15 protein-coding genes and 1 pseudogene are annotated in these 18980 nt (G+C 68.1%); 5 read left to right on the top strand and 11 right to left on the bottom strand.

Features of this window, described 5'->3' with window-relative positions:
- Positions 1-50: 50 nt before the first annotated feature.
- The 6 genes and pseudogenes from ACSHSS_RS17650 to ACSHSS_RS17675 form a co-directional block, all read right to left on the bottom strand.
- On the bottom strand, positions 51-833 hold the full coding sequence (locus ACSHSS_RS17650) for an ABC transporter substrate-binding protein (RefSeq protein ID WP_445545301.1): 783 nt from the start codon (positions 831-833) through the stop codon (positions 51-53).
- Between the two features lie 227 nt (positions 834-1060).
- Complete coding sequence (locus tag ACSHSS_RS17655; protein WP_164676301.1) at positions 1061-1981, bottom strand: LysR family transcriptional regulator; 921 nt, start codon at positions 1979-1981, stop codon at positions 1061-1063.
- Between the two features lie 237 nt (positions 1982-2218).
- Positions 2219-3607, bottom strand: coding sequence for an NCS2 family permease (locus ACSHSS_RS17660; RefSeq protein ID WP_006397292.1), 1389 nt, complete (start codon positions 3605-3607; stop codon positions 2219-2221).
- A gap of 666 nt (positions 3608-4273) precedes the next feature.
- The gene (locus tag ACSHSS_RS17665) at positions 4274-5389 is read right to left on the bottom strand and encodes an alkene reductase (RefSeq protein ID WP_445545302.1); all 1116 of its coding nucleotides are present in this window, start codon (positions 5387-5389) and stop codon (positions 4274-4276) included.
- A gap of 65 nt (positions 5390-5454) precedes the next feature.
- Positions 5455-6261, bottom strand: a complete 807-nt coding sequence (gene dkgB / locus ACSHSS_RS17670) for a 2,5-didehydrogluconate reductase DkgB (RefSeq protein WP_445545303.1) — start codon at positions 6259-6261, stop codon at positions 5455-5457.
- Positions 6262-6387: 126 nt separating this feature from the next.
- Positions 6388-6504 (bottom strand): annotated as a pseudogene (locus ACSHSS_RS17675) (MFS transporter); the annotation flags it as partial.
- Positions 6505-6605: 101 nt separating this feature from the next.
- On the opposite strand from ACSHSS_RS17675, the gene ACSHSS_RS17680 reads away from it, so the two are divergent.
- Positions 6606-7553 (top strand): LysR substrate-binding domain-containing protein, encoded by a 948-nt coding sequence (locus tag ACSHSS_RS17680; protein ID WP_445545304.1) that lies wholly within the window; start codon positions 6606-6608, stop codon positions 7551-7553.
- A gap of 52 nt (positions 7554-7605) precedes the next feature.
- Here ACSHSS_RS17680 and zwf read toward each other — a convergent pair whose 3' ends face one another.
- The 4 genes from zwf to acuR form a co-directional block, all read right to left on the bottom strand.
- On the bottom strand, positions 7606-9081 hold the full coding sequence (gene zwf / locus ACSHSS_RS17685) for a glucose-6-phosphate dehydrogenase (RefSeq protein WP_006397286.1): 1476 nt from the start codon (positions 9079-9081) through the stop codon (positions 7606-7608).
- Between the two features lie 296 nt (positions 9082-9377).
- Positions 9378-9956, bottom strand: a complete 579-nt coding sequence (locus ACSHSS_RS17690; protein WP_217029629.1) for a peroxidase-related enzyme — start codon at positions 9954-9956, stop codon at positions 9378-9380.
- Positions 9957-10048: 92 nt separating this feature from the next.
- Positions 10049-11032 carry an acrylyl-CoA reductase (NADPH) gene (gene acuI / locus ACSHSS_RS17695; RefSeq protein ID WP_105825379.1) on the bottom strand — a complete coding sequence of 328 codons (984 nt, stop codon included), beginning with the start codon at positions 11030-11032 and terminating at the stop codon, positions 10049-10051.
- Between the two features lie 42 nt (positions 11033-11074).
- Complete coding sequence (acuR, locus tag ACSHSS_RS17700; protein ID WP_060042932.1) at positions 11075-11710, bottom strand: acrylate utilization transcriptional regulator AcuR; 636 nt, start codon at positions 11708-11710, stop codon at positions 11075-11077.
- Between the two features lie 196 nt (positions 11711-11906).
- Here acuR and ACSHSS_RS17705 point away from each other — a divergent pair, with 196 nt between their 5' ends.
- Together ACSHSS_RS17705 and ACSHSS_RS17710 are read left to right on the top strand one after the other, a co-directional pair.
- Positions 11907-13094, top strand: a complete 1188-nt coding sequence (locus ACSHSS_RS17705; RefSeq protein WP_059786897.1) for a M20 aminoacylase family protein — start codon at positions 11907-11909, stop codon at positions 13092-13094.
- Between the two features lie 53 nt (positions 13095-13147).
- The gene (locus tag ACSHSS_RS17710; protein ID WP_445545305.1) at positions 13148-14470 is read left to right on the top strand and encodes an MFS transporter; all 1323 of its coding nucleotides are present in this window, start codon (positions 13148-13150) and stop codon (positions 14468-14470) included.
- 25 nt (positions 14471-14495) lie between these two features.
- Here ACSHSS_RS17710 and ACSHSS_RS17715 read toward each other — a convergent pair whose 3' ends face one another.
- On the bottom strand, positions 14496-15281 hold the full coding sequence (locus ACSHSS_RS17715; protein WP_006397278.1) for an IclR family transcriptional regulator: 786 nt from the start codon (positions 15279-15281) through the stop codon (positions 14496-14498).
- Between the two features lie 255 nt (positions 15282-15536).
- On the opposite strand from ACSHSS_RS17715, the gene pcaF reads away from it, so the two are divergent.
- Complete coding sequence (gene pcaF / locus ACSHSS_RS17720) at positions 15537-16739, top strand: 3-oxoadipyl-CoA thiolase (RefSeq protein ID WP_445545306.1); 1203 nt, start codon at positions 15537-15539, stop codon at positions 16737-16739.
- A gap of 657 nt (positions 16740-17396) precedes the next feature.
- Positions 17397-18941, top strand: a complete 1545-nt coding sequence (locus ACSHSS_RS17725) for a methyl-accepting chemotaxis protein (protein WP_105808640.1) — start codon at positions 17397-17399, stop codon at positions 18939-18941.
- Positions 18942-18980 lie beyond the last annotated feature (39 nt).

Below are 18980 nucleotides of genomic sequence, written 5' to 3' on the forward strand. Positions count from 1 at the left end.
CAAAAAAACGGGCTCCTTGCGGAGCCCGTCTGCGCGGATGCGGCGCGCGCTTACTTGCCGTACACGTCGAAGTCGAAGTACTTCTTCGCGATCTTGTCGTACGTGCCGTCCTTGCGCATCGCCGCGATGGCCGCGTCGATCTTCGCCTTCAGGTCGGTGTCTTCCTTGCGCAGGCCGATGCCCGCGCCTTCGCCGAGCGTCTTCGGATCGTCGAGATCCTTGCCCGCGAAGTCGAAGCTCGCGCCGCGCGGCGTCTTCAGGAAGCCGATCTCGGCCTGCACGGCGTCCTGGAGCGCGCCGTCGAGGCGGCCCGCGATCAGGTCGGCGTACACCTGGTCCTGGTTCTGGTACGGGACGACCTTCACGCCCTTCGGCGCCCAGTACGTCTTCGCGTAGGTTTCCTGGATCGTGCCCTGCTCGACGCCGATCGACTTGCCCTTCAGCGATTCGGCCGTCGGCATCAGGCCCGAGCCCTTCTTCGCGACGAGCCGCGTCGGCGTGTTGAACAGCTTCGACGAGAACGCGATCTGTTCCTGACGCGCCGGCGTCATCGACATCGACGACAGCACGCCGTCGAACTTGCGGGCCTTCAGCGCCGGGATCATCCCGTCGAAGTCGTTCTCGATCCACACGCACTTCGCGTTCAGGCGGCGGCAGATTTCGTTGCCGAGATCCACGTCGAAGCCGACCACCTTGCCGCTCGCGTCTTTCGACTCGAAAGGCGGGTAGCTCGCGTCGACGCCGAACCGCACGGTCGTCCAGTCTTTCGCGTATGCGCTGCCGGCCGATGCGGCGAGCAGGGCAACGGTCACAGCCGCAAGAATCTTTTTCACTCGGTGACTCCTCGTTTTGTTCGATGGGTGCGCGGTTGTGCCGCGCCGTAAGCCTTCGGCCCGGCGCGGCTTCGCGTCGGACTGTCCGTTTCGCCTGCCCGATGGGGGCGCGCGACGTGCGCAAGATTATCAAGACAAAATACCGGCGCGGCGCCTAGGACATGCCCCGATACCGGATCGGGCGGCCGCGCGGCGACTTGTCGCGCGTGCCTGCCTTCCGGAACGCTTCAGCCGAGCGTTTCGTTGACCGCGCGCCGCAGACACGCGATGAACTGCGACACGGCGGGCGTCGGCAGCAGGTCGCGCCGCGCGATGATCGACAGGTCGAAGCGCGGCATCGCGTCGTCGAGCTCGGCCGTGCGGATGCCGAGCGGCGCGACCATCGCCGCGAGCGGGCGCGTGAAGCAGCCGATCACGTCCGAGCGCGCGACGAGCCCGAGCGTGACCGCGAACGACATCGGCGAGCGCAGCAGGCGCTTCGGCAGCGGCAGGCCGCGCGCGTCGAACATCGCCGTCATCACGCTGTGCGGAAACTGCTCGGCGCCGACCGTGACGATCCACTCCGCGTCGAGCAATTCCTCTAAACGGCGCGCGTGCGCGAGCGGATGGCCGTCGCGCATCGCGACGACGAACTCGGTCGACAGCAGCGGCGACTGCGTGAAATCGCGGTCGAGCGCCGGCACGTGGTGCATCGCGGCGATGTCGAGCGTGCCGTTGCGCAGCTGCGCGAGCGCGTCGGGCACCGTCACTTCCTCGAGATGCAGGCTCACGTTCGGCATCGCAAGGCGAAACGCGGTGACCGCGTGCGGCAGCGCCGTCAGCGCGATCGACGGCATCGTGCCGACCGCGACGCGCCCGGACATTTCGCCCTTCACCTGTTCGACCGCCTCGAGCGTGCGGCGCATGTCGCCGAGCAGCTGCTCCGCGCGCGGCAGCAGCGCGTGGCCGCAGGCCGTCAGCTCGACGCCGCGCACGCTGCGCACGAGCAGCTCGGCGTTGAGCGCGGTTTCGAGCTCGCGGATCGTATGCGTGATGGCCGGCTGCGTGACGCCGAGTTCGCGCGCGGCGGCGCGCAGGCTCTTGTGATGCGCGGCGCAGACGAAGGCCTGCAGTTGCGCGACGTTCAGGTGATTTCGGATGCGCGTCATCGGTCGGGTTCGGGAGCGGGCGCGCCCGGCGGCGGCCGGTGCACGGGGCCGGCTCGCCGCGGGCGGCGGTGCGAAGACCGATAGGGTAGCGCGCCGCGCGCGTGGCGTGCGGCCGTCGACGCAGCAAAAAAGGCCCGGAAACCTGCGTTTCCGGGCCCGGAGGCCATCAACGATGATGGTGGAGGAGACGCCGTTATCGGGATGCGCGGCCGCCGCCGCGGCACGCGCCGTTCGTGGTCAGATCGCCCAGCCGCCGAGGTAGAACGTGACGAGCACGGCCGCGATGATCACGGTGCCCGCATTCAGCTTGCGGAATTCGCCGCTCGCGATGCGGCCGATCACGAGCGTCGAGAAGCCGAGCATGATGCCCGTCACGATGTTCGCGGTCAGCACGATGAACACCGCGCAGACGAGCCCCGACATCGCGTCGACCATGTCGTCCATATGCAGCTTCGCGACGCTGCCAAGCATCAGCAGCCCGACGTACATCAGCGCGGGCGCGGTCGCGTACGACGGCACGAGCGCGGCGAGCGGCGAGAAGAACATCACGACGAGGAACAGCAGGCCGACCACCGCGGCCGCGAGGCCCGTCTTCGCGCCGGCGGCCACGCCGACGCTCGATTCGATATAGGCCGCCGCCGGTGCGCCGCCGAGGAAGCCGGAGAAGATCGAGCTGACCGAATCGGCGGTCAGTGCGCGGCCGCCGTTGACGATGCGGCCGTTTTCGTCGAGCTGGCCGGCCTGGCCGGCAACCGCGCGGATCGTGCCGGTCGCGTCGAACACGGCCGTCATCACGAGGGCGAGCACGCTCGGCAGCACGGCCATCGACAGCGCGCCGCGAAGGTCCATCGCGCCGATCAGCGACGCATGGCCCGGCGTGCTCAGCGACGGCAGCGCGAAGACGCCGCGGTACTTCACCGCCGGATCGAACGCGAGGCCGAACAGCGAGATCGCGATCACGACGAGCAGGATGCCGCCCGGCACGCGGCGCTTCTCGAGGCCGAAGATCGCCGCCAGGCCGATCACCGACATGATGACCGGGAACGCAGTGATCTGACCGAGCGAGACCGGCAGGCCGGCGCCGGGGTTCTTGATCACGAGGCCGACGTCGTTCGACGCGATCAGCAGCAGGAACAGGCCGATGCCGATGCCGGTGCCGTGCGCGACGCCCGCGGGCAGATTGCGCAGGATCCACGAGCGCACGCCGGTGATCGAGATGCCGGTGAACACGAGACCCATCAGAAACACCGCGCCGAGCGCGACGGTCGGATGCAGCCCCTTGCCGAGCACGAGGCCGAACGCGGTGAAGGCCGTCAGCGAGATCGCGCAGCCGATCGCGATCGGCAGCTTCGCCCACAGGCCCATCAACAGTGAACCGAACGCGGTCGTCAGGCAGACCGCGACGAACACGGCGCTCGTGTCGAAGCCGGCCTTGCCGAACATGCCGGGCACGACGAATACCGAATAAACCATCGCGAGGAACGTCGTTACGCCGGCGACGATCTCGCGGCGCTGGGTGCTGCCGCGCGTCGATATGCCGAAATACCGGTCGATGACGCCCGGCGTGCCGAAGTCGTTTTCTTCCGTGCCGACGCCGACCGTCGGCTGCACCGGGGTATCACTCATGAGCTTGCTCCTTTATCAGCGTGCTGAAACGGCGCGTTGCGCGCCGTCGTCAGGGTGTCTCGTATCTGGTTGGAATATCGGCATCGTCGTGGGGACGAATCGCGTCGCGGCGGTCGCCCGGGTCGCGTCGGACCGCGCATGCGGGGCGGCCGCGTCACCTGCGCTTTGCCGTAGCGAAGAGTAGGCGAACGCCTGTCCGCGTCCCATTGGGCGACGAGCATGCAGCGCATGTCGCAGCGCTTATATCGGCGTGCGGCGGGGCATCGTCGCGAGAAAACGCGTGTATACGCCTAGATCGGATCCGTTAAGGCGACTATTTGCGCGCGCGGATGGCGGGGGCGGTTGCGGGGGCGCGGGAGGGAGGAGGGGAGATTGAGCGGCTTTTGGTCGGGCGTCGGTGCGTCGGCGAGTAGGCGCGTTGGCGCGTCGGCGCGTCGGCGCATCGGCCGGCGATGTTTCGCGCACCCGCGCGCGCGATGCGTGCATGGTCGCGCACACACCGCGCGGCGGTTCGCGTCGGGCGGCGCCGGCCGGCGTCGGCGCGTGATCGGCGATCCGGCGTTCGGCCGTCAGCGCGTCCCAAGGTTCGGCGGGAATCGGCGCGAGCGCCGCACGCAGGGCGTTCATGCAGCACGCATGGCGTCCATGTCGCGGCGCTCGCGATCGTTACGCGGCCGCTTGCGCGAGCGTCGGATAGTCGGTCAGCCCTCGCGCACCGCCGCCGAACAGCGTGTTGCGGTCGTGCAGCGCGAGCGGCGCGCCCGTACGCAGGCGCTCGGGCAGGTCAGGATTCGCAACGAACGGCCGGCCGAACGCGATCAAGTCCGCCCAGCCGGCCGCGATCGCTTCGCGGGCGCGCTCGGCCGTGTATTTGCCGGCGTAGATCAACACGCCCGGGAACGCGGCGCGCAGCTGCTGCTTGAACGCGACCGGCATCAGCGGCGCGTCGTCCCAGTCGGCTTCCGCGATGTGCAGATAGCCGATCCCGAGTTCGCCGAGCAGTTTCGCGGCCGCGAGATAGGTCGTTTCCGGATCGTCGTCGACGCAGCCGTTCAGCGTGGTCAGCGGCGCGAGCCGCACGCCGACGCGCGATGCGTCGCCGGTGCCGTCGATCAGCGCCTGCGTGACTTCGCGCAGGAAACGCAGCCGGTTCTCGAGCGAGCCGCCGTACGCGTCGGTGCGCGTGTTCGCGTTCGAATCGATGAACTGGTTGACGAGATAGCCGTTCGCGCCGTGCAGCTCGACGCCGTCGAAGCCCGCGTCGATCGCGTTGCGCGCGGCGACGCGATACTGCTCGACGATGTCGCGGATCTCGTCGACCGTCAGCGCGCGCGGCTCGGACGCCTGCACGAAGCCGGGCGTGCTGCCGTCTTCGCCGGCGATGAAGACGTTCACGCCCTTCGCCTGCAGCGGCGACGACGACACCGGCTGCCGGCCGCCGAGCAGGCTCGTGTGGCTCAGCCGCCCGACGTGCCAGAGCTGCGCGAAGATGCGGCCCTGCGCGGCATGCACGGCGTCCGTCACCTTGCGCCAGCCGGCGACCTGCGCGGGCGCATGAATGCCGGGCGTCCATGCGTAGCCCTTGCCGAGCGGCGCGATGTAGGTGCCTTCGCTGACGATCAGCCCGGCACTCGCGCGCTGCGCGTAGTATGCGGCCATCAGTTCGTTCGCGACGTCGCCGGGTTGGCTCGCGCGCGAGCGCGTCATCGGCGGCATCACGATGCGGTTCGGCAGCGTCAGCGCGCCGAGGCGAAGCGGTTGGAAAAGCGGGTCCTGGGTCATGAGGATGTCCTGTCGGATGCCGCGGCGCACGGCCGCGGACGGGGCGATTCGATAACGGGCCGAGTTCAGTCCCACTTCGGCGCGAGGCCGGCCGGGTCGACTTCGCGGCCGTTGCGCTCGAGCGCGGCGATCTGCGCCATGTCGTCGTCGGTCAGGCGCAGCGTCTGCGCGAGCAGGTTGCTCGCGAGGTTTTCGCGCTTCGTCGACGACGGAATCACCGAGTAGCCGAGCTGCATCGCCCAGGCGAGCGCGACCTGCGCGGGCGTCGCATCGTGGCGCTTTGCGATCGCGCCGATCACCGGGTCGCCGAGCACCTTGCCGTAGGCGAGCGTCATGTACGACGTCACGTGGATGCCTTCGGCGTTCAGGAATTCGACGAGCTTGCGGTTCTGCAGATACGGGCTCAGTTCGATCTGGTTCGTCGCGATCGCGTCCTTGCCGACCGCCGCGATCGCCTCCTTCGTCAGCGCGATGTTGAAGTTCGAGATGCCGATCCGGCGCGTGAGGCCCTTCGCCTGCGCGTCGGCGAGGGCGGTCATGAACGTCGCGAGCGGCACGCCGTTGTCGGGCGCCGGCCAGTGGATCAGCGTCAGGTCGACGTAGTCGGTGCGCAGCTTGCGCAGGCTGTCCTCGAGGCTCGACACGAGCTTGTCGGGCGCATAGTTGTCGACCCAGATCTTCGTCGTCAGGAAGAGCGCATCGCGGCTGACGCCCGACGCGGCGATCGCCTCACCGACTTCGGCTTCGTTGCCGTAGATCTGCGCGGTGTCGATCGCGCGGTAGCCGAGTTCGAGGGCGTTGCGGACCGAGTCGATGACGACCTGGCCCTTCAGGCGATACGTGCCGAGGCCGAATGCGGGAATCGGATTCATCATGGGCTCCTGGATGGAACGGTGTCGCTACGGGAATCATTGTGGTCCGTCGGACTCGTGAGATAAACGCCGTTAGCGGACAAAAATATTTGATTCGGAATCAAGGATCGGGCGCGGCTTCGCGGGCGAAGGCGGACTGACGCCGAGATCGGCACCGATCGTCGCGATCAGCCGGGCGATCACGAATTCGGTCGTACCGGTGGCAAAGGCGCTGAGGGTCAGCGCGAGCAATGCGAGTGGCATGATGGGATCCGGTTTCCAGTGAGGACGGATCGCAGTGTGCCGGCTTTACTTTTGCAGAAAAACTCGTCTATAAACCAAATTGTTTTGATTTCAGATCAACAATGAAGATTACGCTCGACGAACTCCAGGCCTTTGCGGCCGTGGTCGACAGTGGTTCGATCACGGCCGCCGCGCAGCAGCTCGATCTGACGGTGTCGGCCGCGAGCCGCACGCTCGCGCGGCTCGAGGAGAAGCTGAAGACGACGCTGCTGCGCCGGACCACGCGCCGGCTCGAACTGACCGAAGAAGGGCGCGCGTTCCTGCAGGATGCGCGCGCGATCATCGAATCGGTCGAAAACGCCGAAGAGCAGATGCTCGCGCGGCGCGAGATGCCGTCGGGGCGGCTGCGCCTCGACGCGGCGACGCCGTTCATGCTGCACGTGATCGTGCCGCTCGTGCGCGGCTATCGCGAACGCTTTCCGAAGGTCGAGCTGGAGCTGAACAGCAACGAAGGGATCATCGATCTGCTCGAACGGCGTACCGACGTCGCGTTCCGGATCGGCCGGCTGAAGGATTCGACGCTGCACAGCCGGCGTATCGGCAGCAGCCGGCTGCGCATGCTCGCGAGCCCGGCGTACGTCGAGGCGCACGGCTTGCCGCGCAAGGTCGAGGATCTCGGCCGGCACACGCTGCTCGGCTTTACGCAGCCGGAGTCGCTGAACGTCTGGCCGATCCTCGGCGCGGACGGCGAGCCGCTGCGGATCGAGCCCGCGATCTGGTCGTCGAGCGGCGAGACGCTGCGGCAGCTCGCGCTGGACGGCGCGGGCATCGTATGCCTGTCGGATTTCATGACCGCGCACGATCGCGACGCGGGCCGCCTCGTGCAGGTGCTCGCGCGGCAAACGCTCGACGTGCAGCAGCCGATCAACGCGGTGTACTACCGCAACACGGCGATTTCGTCGCGGATCGCGTCGTTCGTCGACTATCTGGTCGACGCGCTCGGCGGCGGCGCAGCGGCGGCCGGCAGCGCGCCGTCACGGCGCAAGGCCGCATGGTTGAGTCCGTCGTAGCGGCCGTGCCGGTCGCGACGCACGTCGCGCGCCGGCTCGGCCGCGTGCCGCGTCACGCTTCTTCCGACCACGACATGTTGTCGCGCGCGAGCAGCGCCGACGACGCGGCAGGCCCGAACGTGCCGGCCGTATAGAGCCGCGGCCGGTCGCCGAGCTGTTGCCAGCCGTCGAGAATCGGTTCGACCCAGGTCCACGCGGCTTCGAGCTCGTCGCGGCGCATGAAGTGCGTGAGGCGTCCGCGGATCACGTCGATCAGCAGCCGCTCGTACGCTTCCGCGCGGCGCTCGGGGATCGCCTGCTGCAGATCGAGGTTCAGGCTCACCGGCACCATGTTCATGCCGCTGCCCGGCTCCTTCGCGAGCATTTGCAGCTGGATCGATTCCTCCGGCTGCAGCTGGATCACGAGGCGGTTGCCGTAGTGGCGCGGGCCGCTCGGGATGATCGAAAACGGCATGTCCGCGAACTCGATCACGATTTCCGACTGACGCCGCTGCAGCCGCTTGCCCGTACGCAGGAAGAACGGCACGTTCGCCCAGCGCCAGTTGTTGATATACGCGCGCAGCGCGACGAAGGTTTCCGCGCGGCTGTCCGGCGGCACGTTCTCTTCCTCGAGGTAGCCCTTGACCGGCTGGCCGTCGACGGCGCCGGCCGTGTACTGGCCGCGCACCGTGTCGCGCGCGACGTCCGACAGCGACATCGGCCGCAGCGAGCGCAGCACCTTCAGCTTCTCGTCGCGCACGGCGTCCGGGTCGAGCGACACGGGCGGCTCCATCGCGACGATGCAGAGCAGCTGCAGCAGGTGGTTCTGCACCATGTCGCGCAGCGCGCCCGTATGGTCGTAGAAGCCCGCGCGGCTGCCGACGCCGACCGTCTCCGCGACCGTGATCTGCACGCTGCGGATGCTCGGCGCCTGCCACAGCGGCCCGAAGATCGGATTGCCGAAGCGCAGCACCATCAGGTTCTGCACCGTTTCCTTGCCCAGATAGTGGTCGATCCGGTAGATCTGCGATTCCTCGAAATGCTTGCCGACCGAATCGTTGATCGCCTTCGCCGACGCAAGATCGTGACCGAGCGGCTTTTCGAGCACGACGCGCGAATGCGCATCGACGAGATGCGCGGCCGACAGGTTGTCGCAGATCGTCGTGAACAGCTCCGGCGACGTCGACAGGTAGAACACGCGGATCGCGCCGTCGCGCGACGCGGCTGCGAGCCGCGCATAGTCGTCGGGCGCGTTCACGTCGATCAGCACGTACTGGAACAGGTCGAGGAAGCGGCGCCACGCGTCGGCGTCGAACGCCTTCTCGTCGATGAACGGGCGCGACTGCTCGTCCATGAACTTGCGGTAGCCGTCGATGCCCCAGTCGCGGCGGCCGACCGCGATGATGCGCGTGTCGGGCGGAAGGTTGCGGTGCAGGTGCGCCATGTACAGCGCGGGCAGCAGCTTGCGGGCGGCCAGGTCGCCGCCGCCGCCGAAGATGATCATGTCGACGGGCCGGTCGGCTGCGGTCTGAGTAGGCTGATTCGTCATGGGTGGTTCGCGGTCTGAAACGGGGAACGTGAAACGGACGTCGAAACGGCCGGGCGCCGAAGCGTCCGGCGTCGGTGCGGCGAAGTGCTAATAGTGCACGCTTTTGACCGATCGCGTCTGTGTTCGCGTTTCTTCGCGTGGGGCGCCCGCCGGCGGTCGCGCGGGCGACGATCCGGCACCGGTTTGCGCGCCCGCGCGCGCCGGGATGGTGCATCAGGCGGCGCGGGCCGTGCGGCCGTGTGCGCGCGTGCGGTGTGCCGGCCGCGCCGGCCGCGTTTGTCGCCCCTAACGCGCGCTCAGCGCGCGAGCGCGTAGAACTCGGCGTTCGGCCGCATGTTCGTCACGTTGGCGATGCGGTTCGACATGCCGAAGAACGCCGAGATCGCCGCGATGTCCCACGCGTCCTCTTCGGTGAAGCCGTGCGACTTCAGCGTGTCGAAGTCGGCTTCGCCGACCTGCTGCGCGGCCAGCGAGACCTTCATCGCGAAGTCGAGCATCGCCTTCTGCCGCGGCGTGATGTCGGCCTTCCGGTAGTTCGTCGCGATCTGGTCGGCGATCAGCGGGTCTTTCGCGCGCACGCGCAGGATCGCGCCGTGCGCGATCACGCAGTACTGACATTGATTGGCGCTGCTCGTCGCGACGACGATCATTTCGCGTTCCGCCTTGGTCAGGTTGCCGGGCTTGTCCATCAGCGCGTCGTGATACGCGAAGAACGCGCGGAATTCGTCCGGGCGATGCGCGAGCGTCAGGAACACGTTCGGGATGAAGCCCGACTTCTCCTGCACGGCGGCGATCCGGGCGCGAATGTCGTCGGGCAGATCGTCCAGCGCCGGCACGGGAAAGCGGCTGACGGGGGCGGGGGTGGCGGTGCTCATGGGTTCTCTCCTCGTCGGAATGGTGCAGGCCGCGCGCGACGCGGCGCAGCGCCGCCGCAAAGCGCGATGGGCGGCGCAGATGCCAGGCGCGATCAGGCGTTGACGTCGACGACGATGCGGCCGCGCACCTTGCCGCGGATCAGCTCGTCGGCGAGCGGGATCGCGTCGGCGAGGCCGACTTCGCGGCCGATGTCGCCGAGCTTCGCGACGTCGAGGTCGGCCGCGAGGCGGCGCCATGCGGTCAGGCGCTCGTCGCGCGGACACATCACGCTGTCGATGCCGACCAGCGTGACGCCGCGCAGAATGAACGGCGCGACCGTCGCCGGGAAGTCCATGCCGGCCGCGAGCCCGCATGCGGTCACGACGCCGCGGTAGCGCGTCGTCGCGCAGACGTTCGCGAGCACGTGGCTGCCGGCCACGTCGACCGCGCCGGCCCAGCGTTCCTTGCCGAGCGGCTTGCCGGGCGCGCTGAACTGCGCGCGATCGAGGATTTCGGCCGCGCCGAGCGCGCGCAGATAGTCGCCGTCTTCCGGGCGCCCGGTGACCGCGACGACGCGATAGCCGAGCCGCGCGAGAATCGCGGTCGCGACGCTGCCGACGCCGCCTGCCGCGCCCGTCACGACGATCTCGCCGTCGCCGGCGCGCACGCCGTGCCGTTCGAGCGCCATCACGCAGAGCATCGCGGTGTAGCCGGCCGTGCCGATCGCCATCGCCTGCTGCGGCGAGAACGCGTCGGGCAGCGGCACGAGCCAGTCGCCGTCGACGCGCGCCTTCTGCGCGAGACCGCCCCAGTGCGTTTCGCCGACGCCCCAGCCGTTGAGCACGACGCGGTCGCCGCGGCGATAGTCGGGATGCGCGCTGTCTTCGACTTCGCCGACCAGATCGATGCCGGGCACCATCGGAAACCGGCGCACGACCGGGCTCTTGCCCGTGATCGCGAGCGCGTCCTTGTAGTTCAGCGTCGAATACGCGACGCGCACCGTCACGTTGCCGTCGGGCAATTGCGCGTCGTCGAGCGTTTGCACGCGCGTGCGCTGGCCGGTTTCGTCCTTGTCGATCAGGATGCCGTGGAACACGTGTTCTCCTTTCTGGCGCGGTCGCCCAGTCAATGAAAAGATTCAGCGACGCAGCGCGTCGAAGAAATGCCGCGCGAACAGCACGAGCGGCGCGTCGCGGCGTTCGAGCTTCGCGCGCAGCACCGCGCCTTCCCAGCCGATCCAGAAAAACGCGGCGAGCTCGGCCGGCGCGGCCGCGTGCGACAGTTCGCCGGCCTGCTGCGCGGCGCGCAGGCAGTCGGCGAGGCGGCGCTGCCAGTCTTCGAACGTCGCCTGCAGCCGCGCGCGGAAGGTTTCCGGCAGCGCGCCCATTTCCTGGCCGAGATTGCCGATCAGGCAGCCGCGCCGATAGTCGTAGCGCGCCATCCCGTCGCGCGCATCGTCGACGAACGCGCGCACGCGCTGCAGCGGCGAGCGTTCGGCGTCGCCGAAGTGGCGGTCGAGCTTGCGCGCGAAGAATTCCGCATAGCGGTCGATCAGCGCGAGGCCGAACGCTTCCTTGCTGTCGAAGTAGTGATAGAACGAGCCCTTCGGCACGCCGGCGCGTCCGAGGATTTCGTCGAGCCCGGTCGACGAAAAACCCTTTTCGGTCAGAATCTCGAGGCCCGTGCGCAGCAACATGTCGCGCGTCGCGACGAGGTCGTCGTGCTGCTTCGGCGGCCTGCCGCGCCGGCGCGGCAGTTCGGTGCATGTGTCCATGCGTCGAATAATAGACCGTTCGTCTCAAAAATAAAACGGCGCGCGGCGTCGATCCGTACCCGCGTTAACCCGCGATTAAAAAAGCTTATCGCGGTGAAAAATTCCGCATCTTATTGAACCGATATCGGCTCGATATAGTGGCTCGCTTTCCGCATGCGCCGAGCGCATGCCGCCGACCTTCCGCAGGAGCCCGTTGATGACCGACACCCGCTTCACCGAAATCGAGGATCTGCTGCCCGCCGCCGGCGCGCTGCGCGAGATCCGCCATCACATCCACAGTCACCCCGAACTCGCCTACGAGGAGCACGACACGGCCGCGCTCGTCGCGGACAAGCTCGAGCAGTGGGGCTGGCAGGTCACGCGCGGCGTCGGCAAGACCGGTGTGGTCGGCACGCTGCGTGTCGGCGACGGCACGCGCAGCATCGGCATCCGCGCCGACATGGACGCGTTGCCGATCGTCGAGGCGACCGGCCTGCCGTATGCGAGCGCGACGCACGGCAAGATGCATGCATGCGGTCACGACGGCCACACGACGATGCTGCTCGGCGCCGCGCAACATCTCGCGAAGACGCGCCGTTTTTCCGGCACCGTGCATCTGTATTTCCAGCCGGCCGAGGAGCATGGCGTCGACAGCGGCGCAAAGAAGATGATCGACGACGGTCTGTTCGAACGCTTCCCGTGCGACGCCGTGTTCGGCATGCACAACCATCCGGGCGCGGCGCCGGGCGTGTTTCTCACGCGGCGCGGGCCGTTCATGTCGGCCGGCGACAAGGCCATCATCACGATCGAAGGCGTCGGCGGCCATGCGGCGCGTCCGCATCTGACGGTCGACCCGGTCGTCGTCGCGGCGAGCATCGTGATGGCGCTGCAGACGATCGTCGCGCGCAACGTCGATCCCGCGCAGCCGGCGGTCGTGACGGTCGGATCGATGCACGCGGGCACCGCGAACAACGTGATTCCGAACGGCGCGCGTCTTGAGCTGAGCGTGCGCTCGTTCAGCCCCGACGTGCGCGCGCTGCTGAAGCGCCGCATCGTCGAACTCGCCGAAACGCAGGCCGCGAGCTACGGCGCGACGGCGCAGGTCGAGTACATCGAAGGCTATCCGGTCGTCGTCAATACGGATGCCGAAACGGATTTCGCGGCGCAGGTCGCGCGCGAACTCGTCGGCGATGCGCACGTGGTCGAGCAGGCCGATCTGCTGATGGGCAGCGAGGATTTCGCGTTCATGCTGCAGCAGCGGCCCGGTTCGTTCGTGCGGCTCGGCAACGGCGAAGGCGAGGACGGCTGCATGGTCCACAACCCGAAGTACGACTTCAACGACCGCAATCTGCCGATCGGCGCCGCGTTCTGGGCGCGCCTCGTCGAGCGTTATCTCGCGCAGTGACCGCACACGCGGGCGGCCCGTGCGTCGGGCCGCGTTCCAAGGAGACGTGAACGATGCAGAAAGACCCTGTCGCGCTGCACCCCGCACACGCCGCGGCGATGGCCGTCGGCGCGCCGGCCGGCACGCGCCGCGGCGCGATCGCGGCGGCCGTGATCGGCAACTGGCTGGAATTCTTCGACTTCACCGTGTACGGCTTCTTCGCGGTGCTGATCGGCAAGCTGTTCTTTCCGTCGAGCGATGCGACGACGTCGCTGCTGCTGTCGGTCGCGACGTTCGCGGCCGGCTTCTTCACGCGGCCGCTCGGCAGCGTCGTGCTCGGCGTGTATGCGGACCGCAAGGGACGCAAGGCCGCGCTGAACCTGACGATCATGCTGATGGCGGTCGGCACCGGGCTGATCGCGGTCGCGCCGACCTATGCGCAGATCGGCGTGGCTGCACCGCTGCTCGTCGTCTGCGCGCGGCTGATGCAGGGCTTCTCGCAAGGCGGCGAATTCGGCGCGGCGACCTCGACGCTGCTCGAACAAGGCGGCGCGTCACGCCGCGCGTTTCGCGCGAGCTGGCAGCTCGCGACGCAGGGCGGCGCCGCGCTGATGGGTTCGGGCTTCGCGGCGCTGCTGTCGAACACGATGACGAAGGCCGCGTTGGAAAGCTGGGGCTGGCGCCTGCCGTTTCTCGTCGGCGTGCTGATCGGGCCGGTCGGCATGTTTTTACGCCGCCGGCTCGCGGACGATGCGCCGGCCGACCGCCATCACGCGATCGAACGCGGCGTGCTGCGCGAGCTGTTCTCGAAGCACGCGCGCACGGTGCTGCTGCTGATGCTGACGGTGATGGGCGGCACGGTGTCGACGTACATCCTGACGTTCTACATGCCGACCTACGCAATTCATACGCTCGGGCTGCCGATGAAGCTGTCGATGTTCGTCGGCGTGGCGTCGGGCTGCGTGATGCTCGTCACGTGTCCGCTGTTCGGCTGGCTGTCGGACCGCATCGGCAGCCGCCGCCTGCCGATCTTCGTCGGGCGCGGCGTGCTCGTCGCATTGCTGTTTCCGGCGTTCTGGCTGATGAACCATCATCCGTCGCTGTCGGTGATCCTGCCGCTGACCGCGCTGATGCTGCTGTTCTATTCGCTCGGCTCCGCGTCGGAAATGGCGCTGATGTGCGAATCGCTGCCGCGTCACGTGCGCGCGACCGGCATTTCGATCGCCTATGCGCTCGCGGTGACGCTGTTCGGCGGCACCGCGCAGCTGATCGCGACCTGGCTCGTGAAGGTGACGGGCAGCAAGCTTGCGCCGGCCGGCTACGTGGCCGCGTGCGTCGTGCTGTCGCTGATCGCGGTCGCGATGCTGCGCGAGACCGCGCACGAATCGATGGACTGACGCCGCGCCCACGCGCGGCGCGCGCTCAACCGCGCCGCGCGACGAGCTCCGACACGGTCTGTGCGGCTTCCTGCAGCGGCCCGAGAAACTCCTTGACCATCTGCTTGGCGGTATGCCGCTGCGCATTGCCGCTGATGTTCATCGCGGCGATGATCTGCCCGCGCCGGTTGCGGATCGGCGCGGAGATCGACATCAGCCCCACTTCGAGTTCCTGATCGACGACGGCCCAGCCTTGCTGACGGACTTGCGCGATCGTCGCCTTCAGTTCCGCCGGATCGGTGATCGTGCGCGGCGTGTGCGCGCGGATTCCGCTCTGCGCGAGCGTCTCGTCGAGCGCCGCGTCGTCGAGTGCGGACAGCAGCACGCGGCCCATCGACGTGCAGTACGCGGGCAGCCGGCTGCCGATCGACAGATTGATCGTCATGATCTTGTGTGTCGGCACGCGCAGCACGTAGACGATCTCGGTGCGATCGAGCACGGCGGCCGAACAGCTTTCGTGGATGCGCGCGGACAACTGTTCCATCACGGGCTCCGCGAGATTCCAGAACGGCATCGACGTCAGATAGGCGAAGCCGAGTTCGAGAATCTTCGGCGTGAGCCGGAATAGCCGGCCGTCGGCCTCGACGTAGCCGAGCGTCTGCAGCGTGAGCAGGATGCGGCGCGCGCCCGCGCGCGTGAGGCCGGTGGCCGACGCGACTTCGGTCAGCGTCTGCTCGGGACGCTGCGCATCGAACGCGCGGATCACCGCGAGGCCGCGCGCAAACGACTGGACGTAGGAATCGCCGGGTTTCTGAATGTCTTCGGTGGTCATGAGCAGTCGGAATAGGTGCAGCCGAGAAGATAGCGTACCGGGCGCGACGCGCCAACCGCACGGCCGACCGCGCGCTTGACAGGTCGTCCCCGCACTCCCTATGATGCGCTGAACGTTCGATACACGATCTTATGTTCGTATATAGAACATTTAAGCGCATCCCGGCGGGCAATGCAAGGGGCGCGCCCTGTTCATTTCCCAGCCTTGATGAGGCCGGCGTTCGCGCAGCGCGCTGCCCGGCGACAGGAGACACTGATGACCGAAGCTTTTCTGTGTGATGCGATTCGTACGCCGATCGGCCGTTACGGCGGTGCGCTGAAAGACGTCCGCGCCGATGACCTCGGCGCGGTGCCGCTGAAGGCGCTCGTCGAACGCAACCGCGACGTCGACTGGAACGCGATCGACGACGTGATCTACGGCTGCGCGAACCAGGCCGGCGAAGACAACCGGAACGTCGCGCGCATGTCGCTGCTGCTCGCGGGGCTGCCGCAAGGCGTGCCCGGTTCGACGATCAACCGGCTTTGCGGTTCCGGGATGGACGCGGTCGGCGTTGCCGCGCGCGCGATCAAGTCGGGCGAGGCCGCGCTGATGGTGGCCGGCGGCGTCGAAAGCATGACGCGCGCGCCGTTCGTGATGGGCAAGGCCGCAAGCGCATTCGCGCGTCAGGCCGACATCTACGACACGACGATCGGCTGGCGTTTCGTCAATCCGCTGATGAAGCAGCTGCATGGCGTCGACTCGATGCCGGAGACGGCCGAGAACGTCGCGGTCGACTACAACGTGAGCCGCGCCGATCAGGATCTGTTCGCGCTGCGCAGCCAGCAGAAGGCTGCGCGCGCGCAGCAGGACGGCACGCTCGCCGAGGAAATCGTGCCCGTCACGATTGCGCAGAAGAAGGGCGACCCGCTCGTCGTGTCGCGCGACGAGCATCCGCGCGAGACCTCGCTCGAAGCGCTCGCGAAGCTGAAGGGCGTCGTGCGTCCGGACGGTACGGTGACGGCCGGCAACGCATCGGGTGTCAACGACGGCGCGTGCGCGCTGCTGCTCGCCAACGAAGCGAGTGCGAAGCGCTTCGGGCTCACGCCGCGTGCGCGCGTGCTCGGCATCGCGACGGCGGGCGTCGCGCCGCGCGTGATGGGCATCGGGCCGGCACCGGCGACGCAGAAGCTGCTCGCGCGCCTCGGGATGACGATCGATCAGTTCGACGTGATCGAACTGAACGAAGCGTTCGCGTCGCAGGGCCTCGCCGTGCTGCGCATGCTCGGCGTCGCCGACGACGATCCGCGCGTGAACCCGAACGGCGGCGCGATCGCGCTCGGCCATCCGCTCGGCGCGTCGGGTGCGCGGCTCGTGACGACGGCGATGTATCAGCTGCATCGCGCGAACGGCCGCTTCGCGCTGTGCACGATGTGCATCGGCGTCGGCCAGGGCATCGCGATCGCGATCGAACGCGTGTGATCGCGGCGCGCGTCGAAGCGGTTTCAGCAGCCGCTTTGACGCTGCGCGACAGGCAGGGCCGTGGGCATTACGTTGGGTATGCCTTCGGCGGCCCTTGCCGATAGATGAATCCGCCCGCTACGTCGCGCGACGCATCGTCGTCGGCGTGCAGCGCGTCGTCACGCAGCGCCTGGATGCGCGTGACGATCGCGCTTCGGTCTCTCCTCTAGACGAGCCGCAATACTTCGTTGACGCGTACATGCGCCGATAACGTGCCGCATTCAGCAGCGGTACGGTCCGCCAAATGCGGGTTTCGTTCGCTATCGACCGCAAATCGCCGCAGCGCCGCCTCTGCGATTTCATCCCTCTCTTCCTTCATCGAATCCCACGCGACACGCACGGGCCGCCTTCCCGCATATCGCCCGGCAGCACGTGCAACGCACCCGCATAGCGCATGACGGCCGTTTCGAAAAGGGCGAACGGCGACTATCGCCGAATGATTTGATCGAAATCATCGTTGCGGCGGAATTCGCATCGTCAATGCGCGTGCCGACTCAGGTTCGCCGCCGAATTGCCGACAGTAACGGGAAGGCCGTCATCGAGCGATCCATCGCTGTCCGGCTACGGAGTACGGTCGTCCGCATTGCGCGGACGATCGCTCCGCCTTTCGGAGCCCGCATGCGCAACAACCAGCCTGTTACCCAACAAGAATTCGATTTTCCCGACGACGCGACGCTGATGTCGACGACCGATGCCGACAGCGTCATCACGTATGCGAACACCGCGTTCGCCCAGGTCAGCGGCTTTTCGAACGACGAACTCGTCGGTCAGCCGCACAACGTCGTGCGCCATCCCGACATGCCGCGCGACGCGTTCGCCGATATGTGGGCGACGCTCAGGCGCGGCGAGCCGTGGACCGCGCTCGTCAAGAACCGCCGCAAGAACGGCGATCACTACTGGGTGCGTGCGAATGCGGTGCCGATGATGCGCGACGGCGTGCCGGTCGGCTACATGTCGGTGCGCACCAAGCCGCCGCGCGACGAAATCGATGGCGCCGACGCGTTGTATCGCGCGATTCGCGAGGGCAAGGCGGGCCGTCGCCGGTTTCACAAGGGGCTCGTCATCCGTACGGGGCTGCTGCGCGTCGCGTCGCTGACGCAGACGATGTCCGTGCGCACGCGCGTGCACGCGGCGCTCGCCGTGCTCGCACCGGCCGTCGTCGGCGCCGCATATGCATGCGGACTCTCGGGCGCGGGGCTTGCCGCATTCGGCGCGTCGGCCGTCGGGGCGACCGCCGTCGCCGCGCTGTGGCTCGACGCGCAGATCGTGCGTCCGCTGAAGCGGCTGCACGACCAGGCGCTGAACGTCGCGACCGGCGCGAGCCGGCGCGGCGTGCGGATGAACCGCGTCGACGAGATCGGCATGACGCTGCGCACGATCAACCAGCTCGGGCTGATGCTGCGCTGGCTCGTCGACGACGTCACCGAGCAGGTGCATACCGTGCAGCGCGCGAGCAACGAGATCGCGCAGGGCAACGACGATCTGAGCGCACGCACCGAACAGGCCGCGTCGAGCGTGCAGGAGACGGCCGCGTCGATGGCCGAGATGACGACGACCGTCGACAGCAATGCGGAAACGGCGCTGCAGGCGAACCGGCTCGCGATGTCGGCGAGCGATGCGGCCGAGCGCGGCGGACAGGCCGTGTCGGACGTCGTCGCGACGATGCGCGAGATCACCGACAGCTCGCGCAAGATCGCCGACATCATCGGCGTGATCGACGGCATCGCGTTCCAGACCAACATCCTCGCGCTGAACGCGGCCGTCGAAGCGGCGCGCGCGGGCGAGCAGGGGCGCGGCTTCGCGGTCGTCGCCGGCGAAGTGCGGGCGCTCGCGCAGCGTAGCGCGCATGCGGCGAAAGAGATCAAGACGCTGATCGGCGCGAGCGTCGAGCGTGTCGAATCGGGCGCGCGGCGCGTGGACGAAGCGGGCCGCACGATGGAGGACATCGTCGCGCAGGTGAAGCGCGTGTCGGATCTGATTGCGGCGATCAGCGCGTCGACTGCCGAGCAGAGCACGGGCGTCGCGCAGGTCGATCAGGCGGTCGTGCATCTCGACACGATCACGCAGCAGAATGCGGCGCTCGTCGAACAGAGCGCGGCGGCGTCGGCGAGCCTGAAGCAGCAGGCCGCGCGGCTCGTGGATGCGATCGAGGTGTTTCGCTGAACGCGTGCGACGCGAGGAGGAAAGTGACGCGGGCGCGGC

Source organism: Burkholderia sp. BC1 (assembly GCF_052683555.1).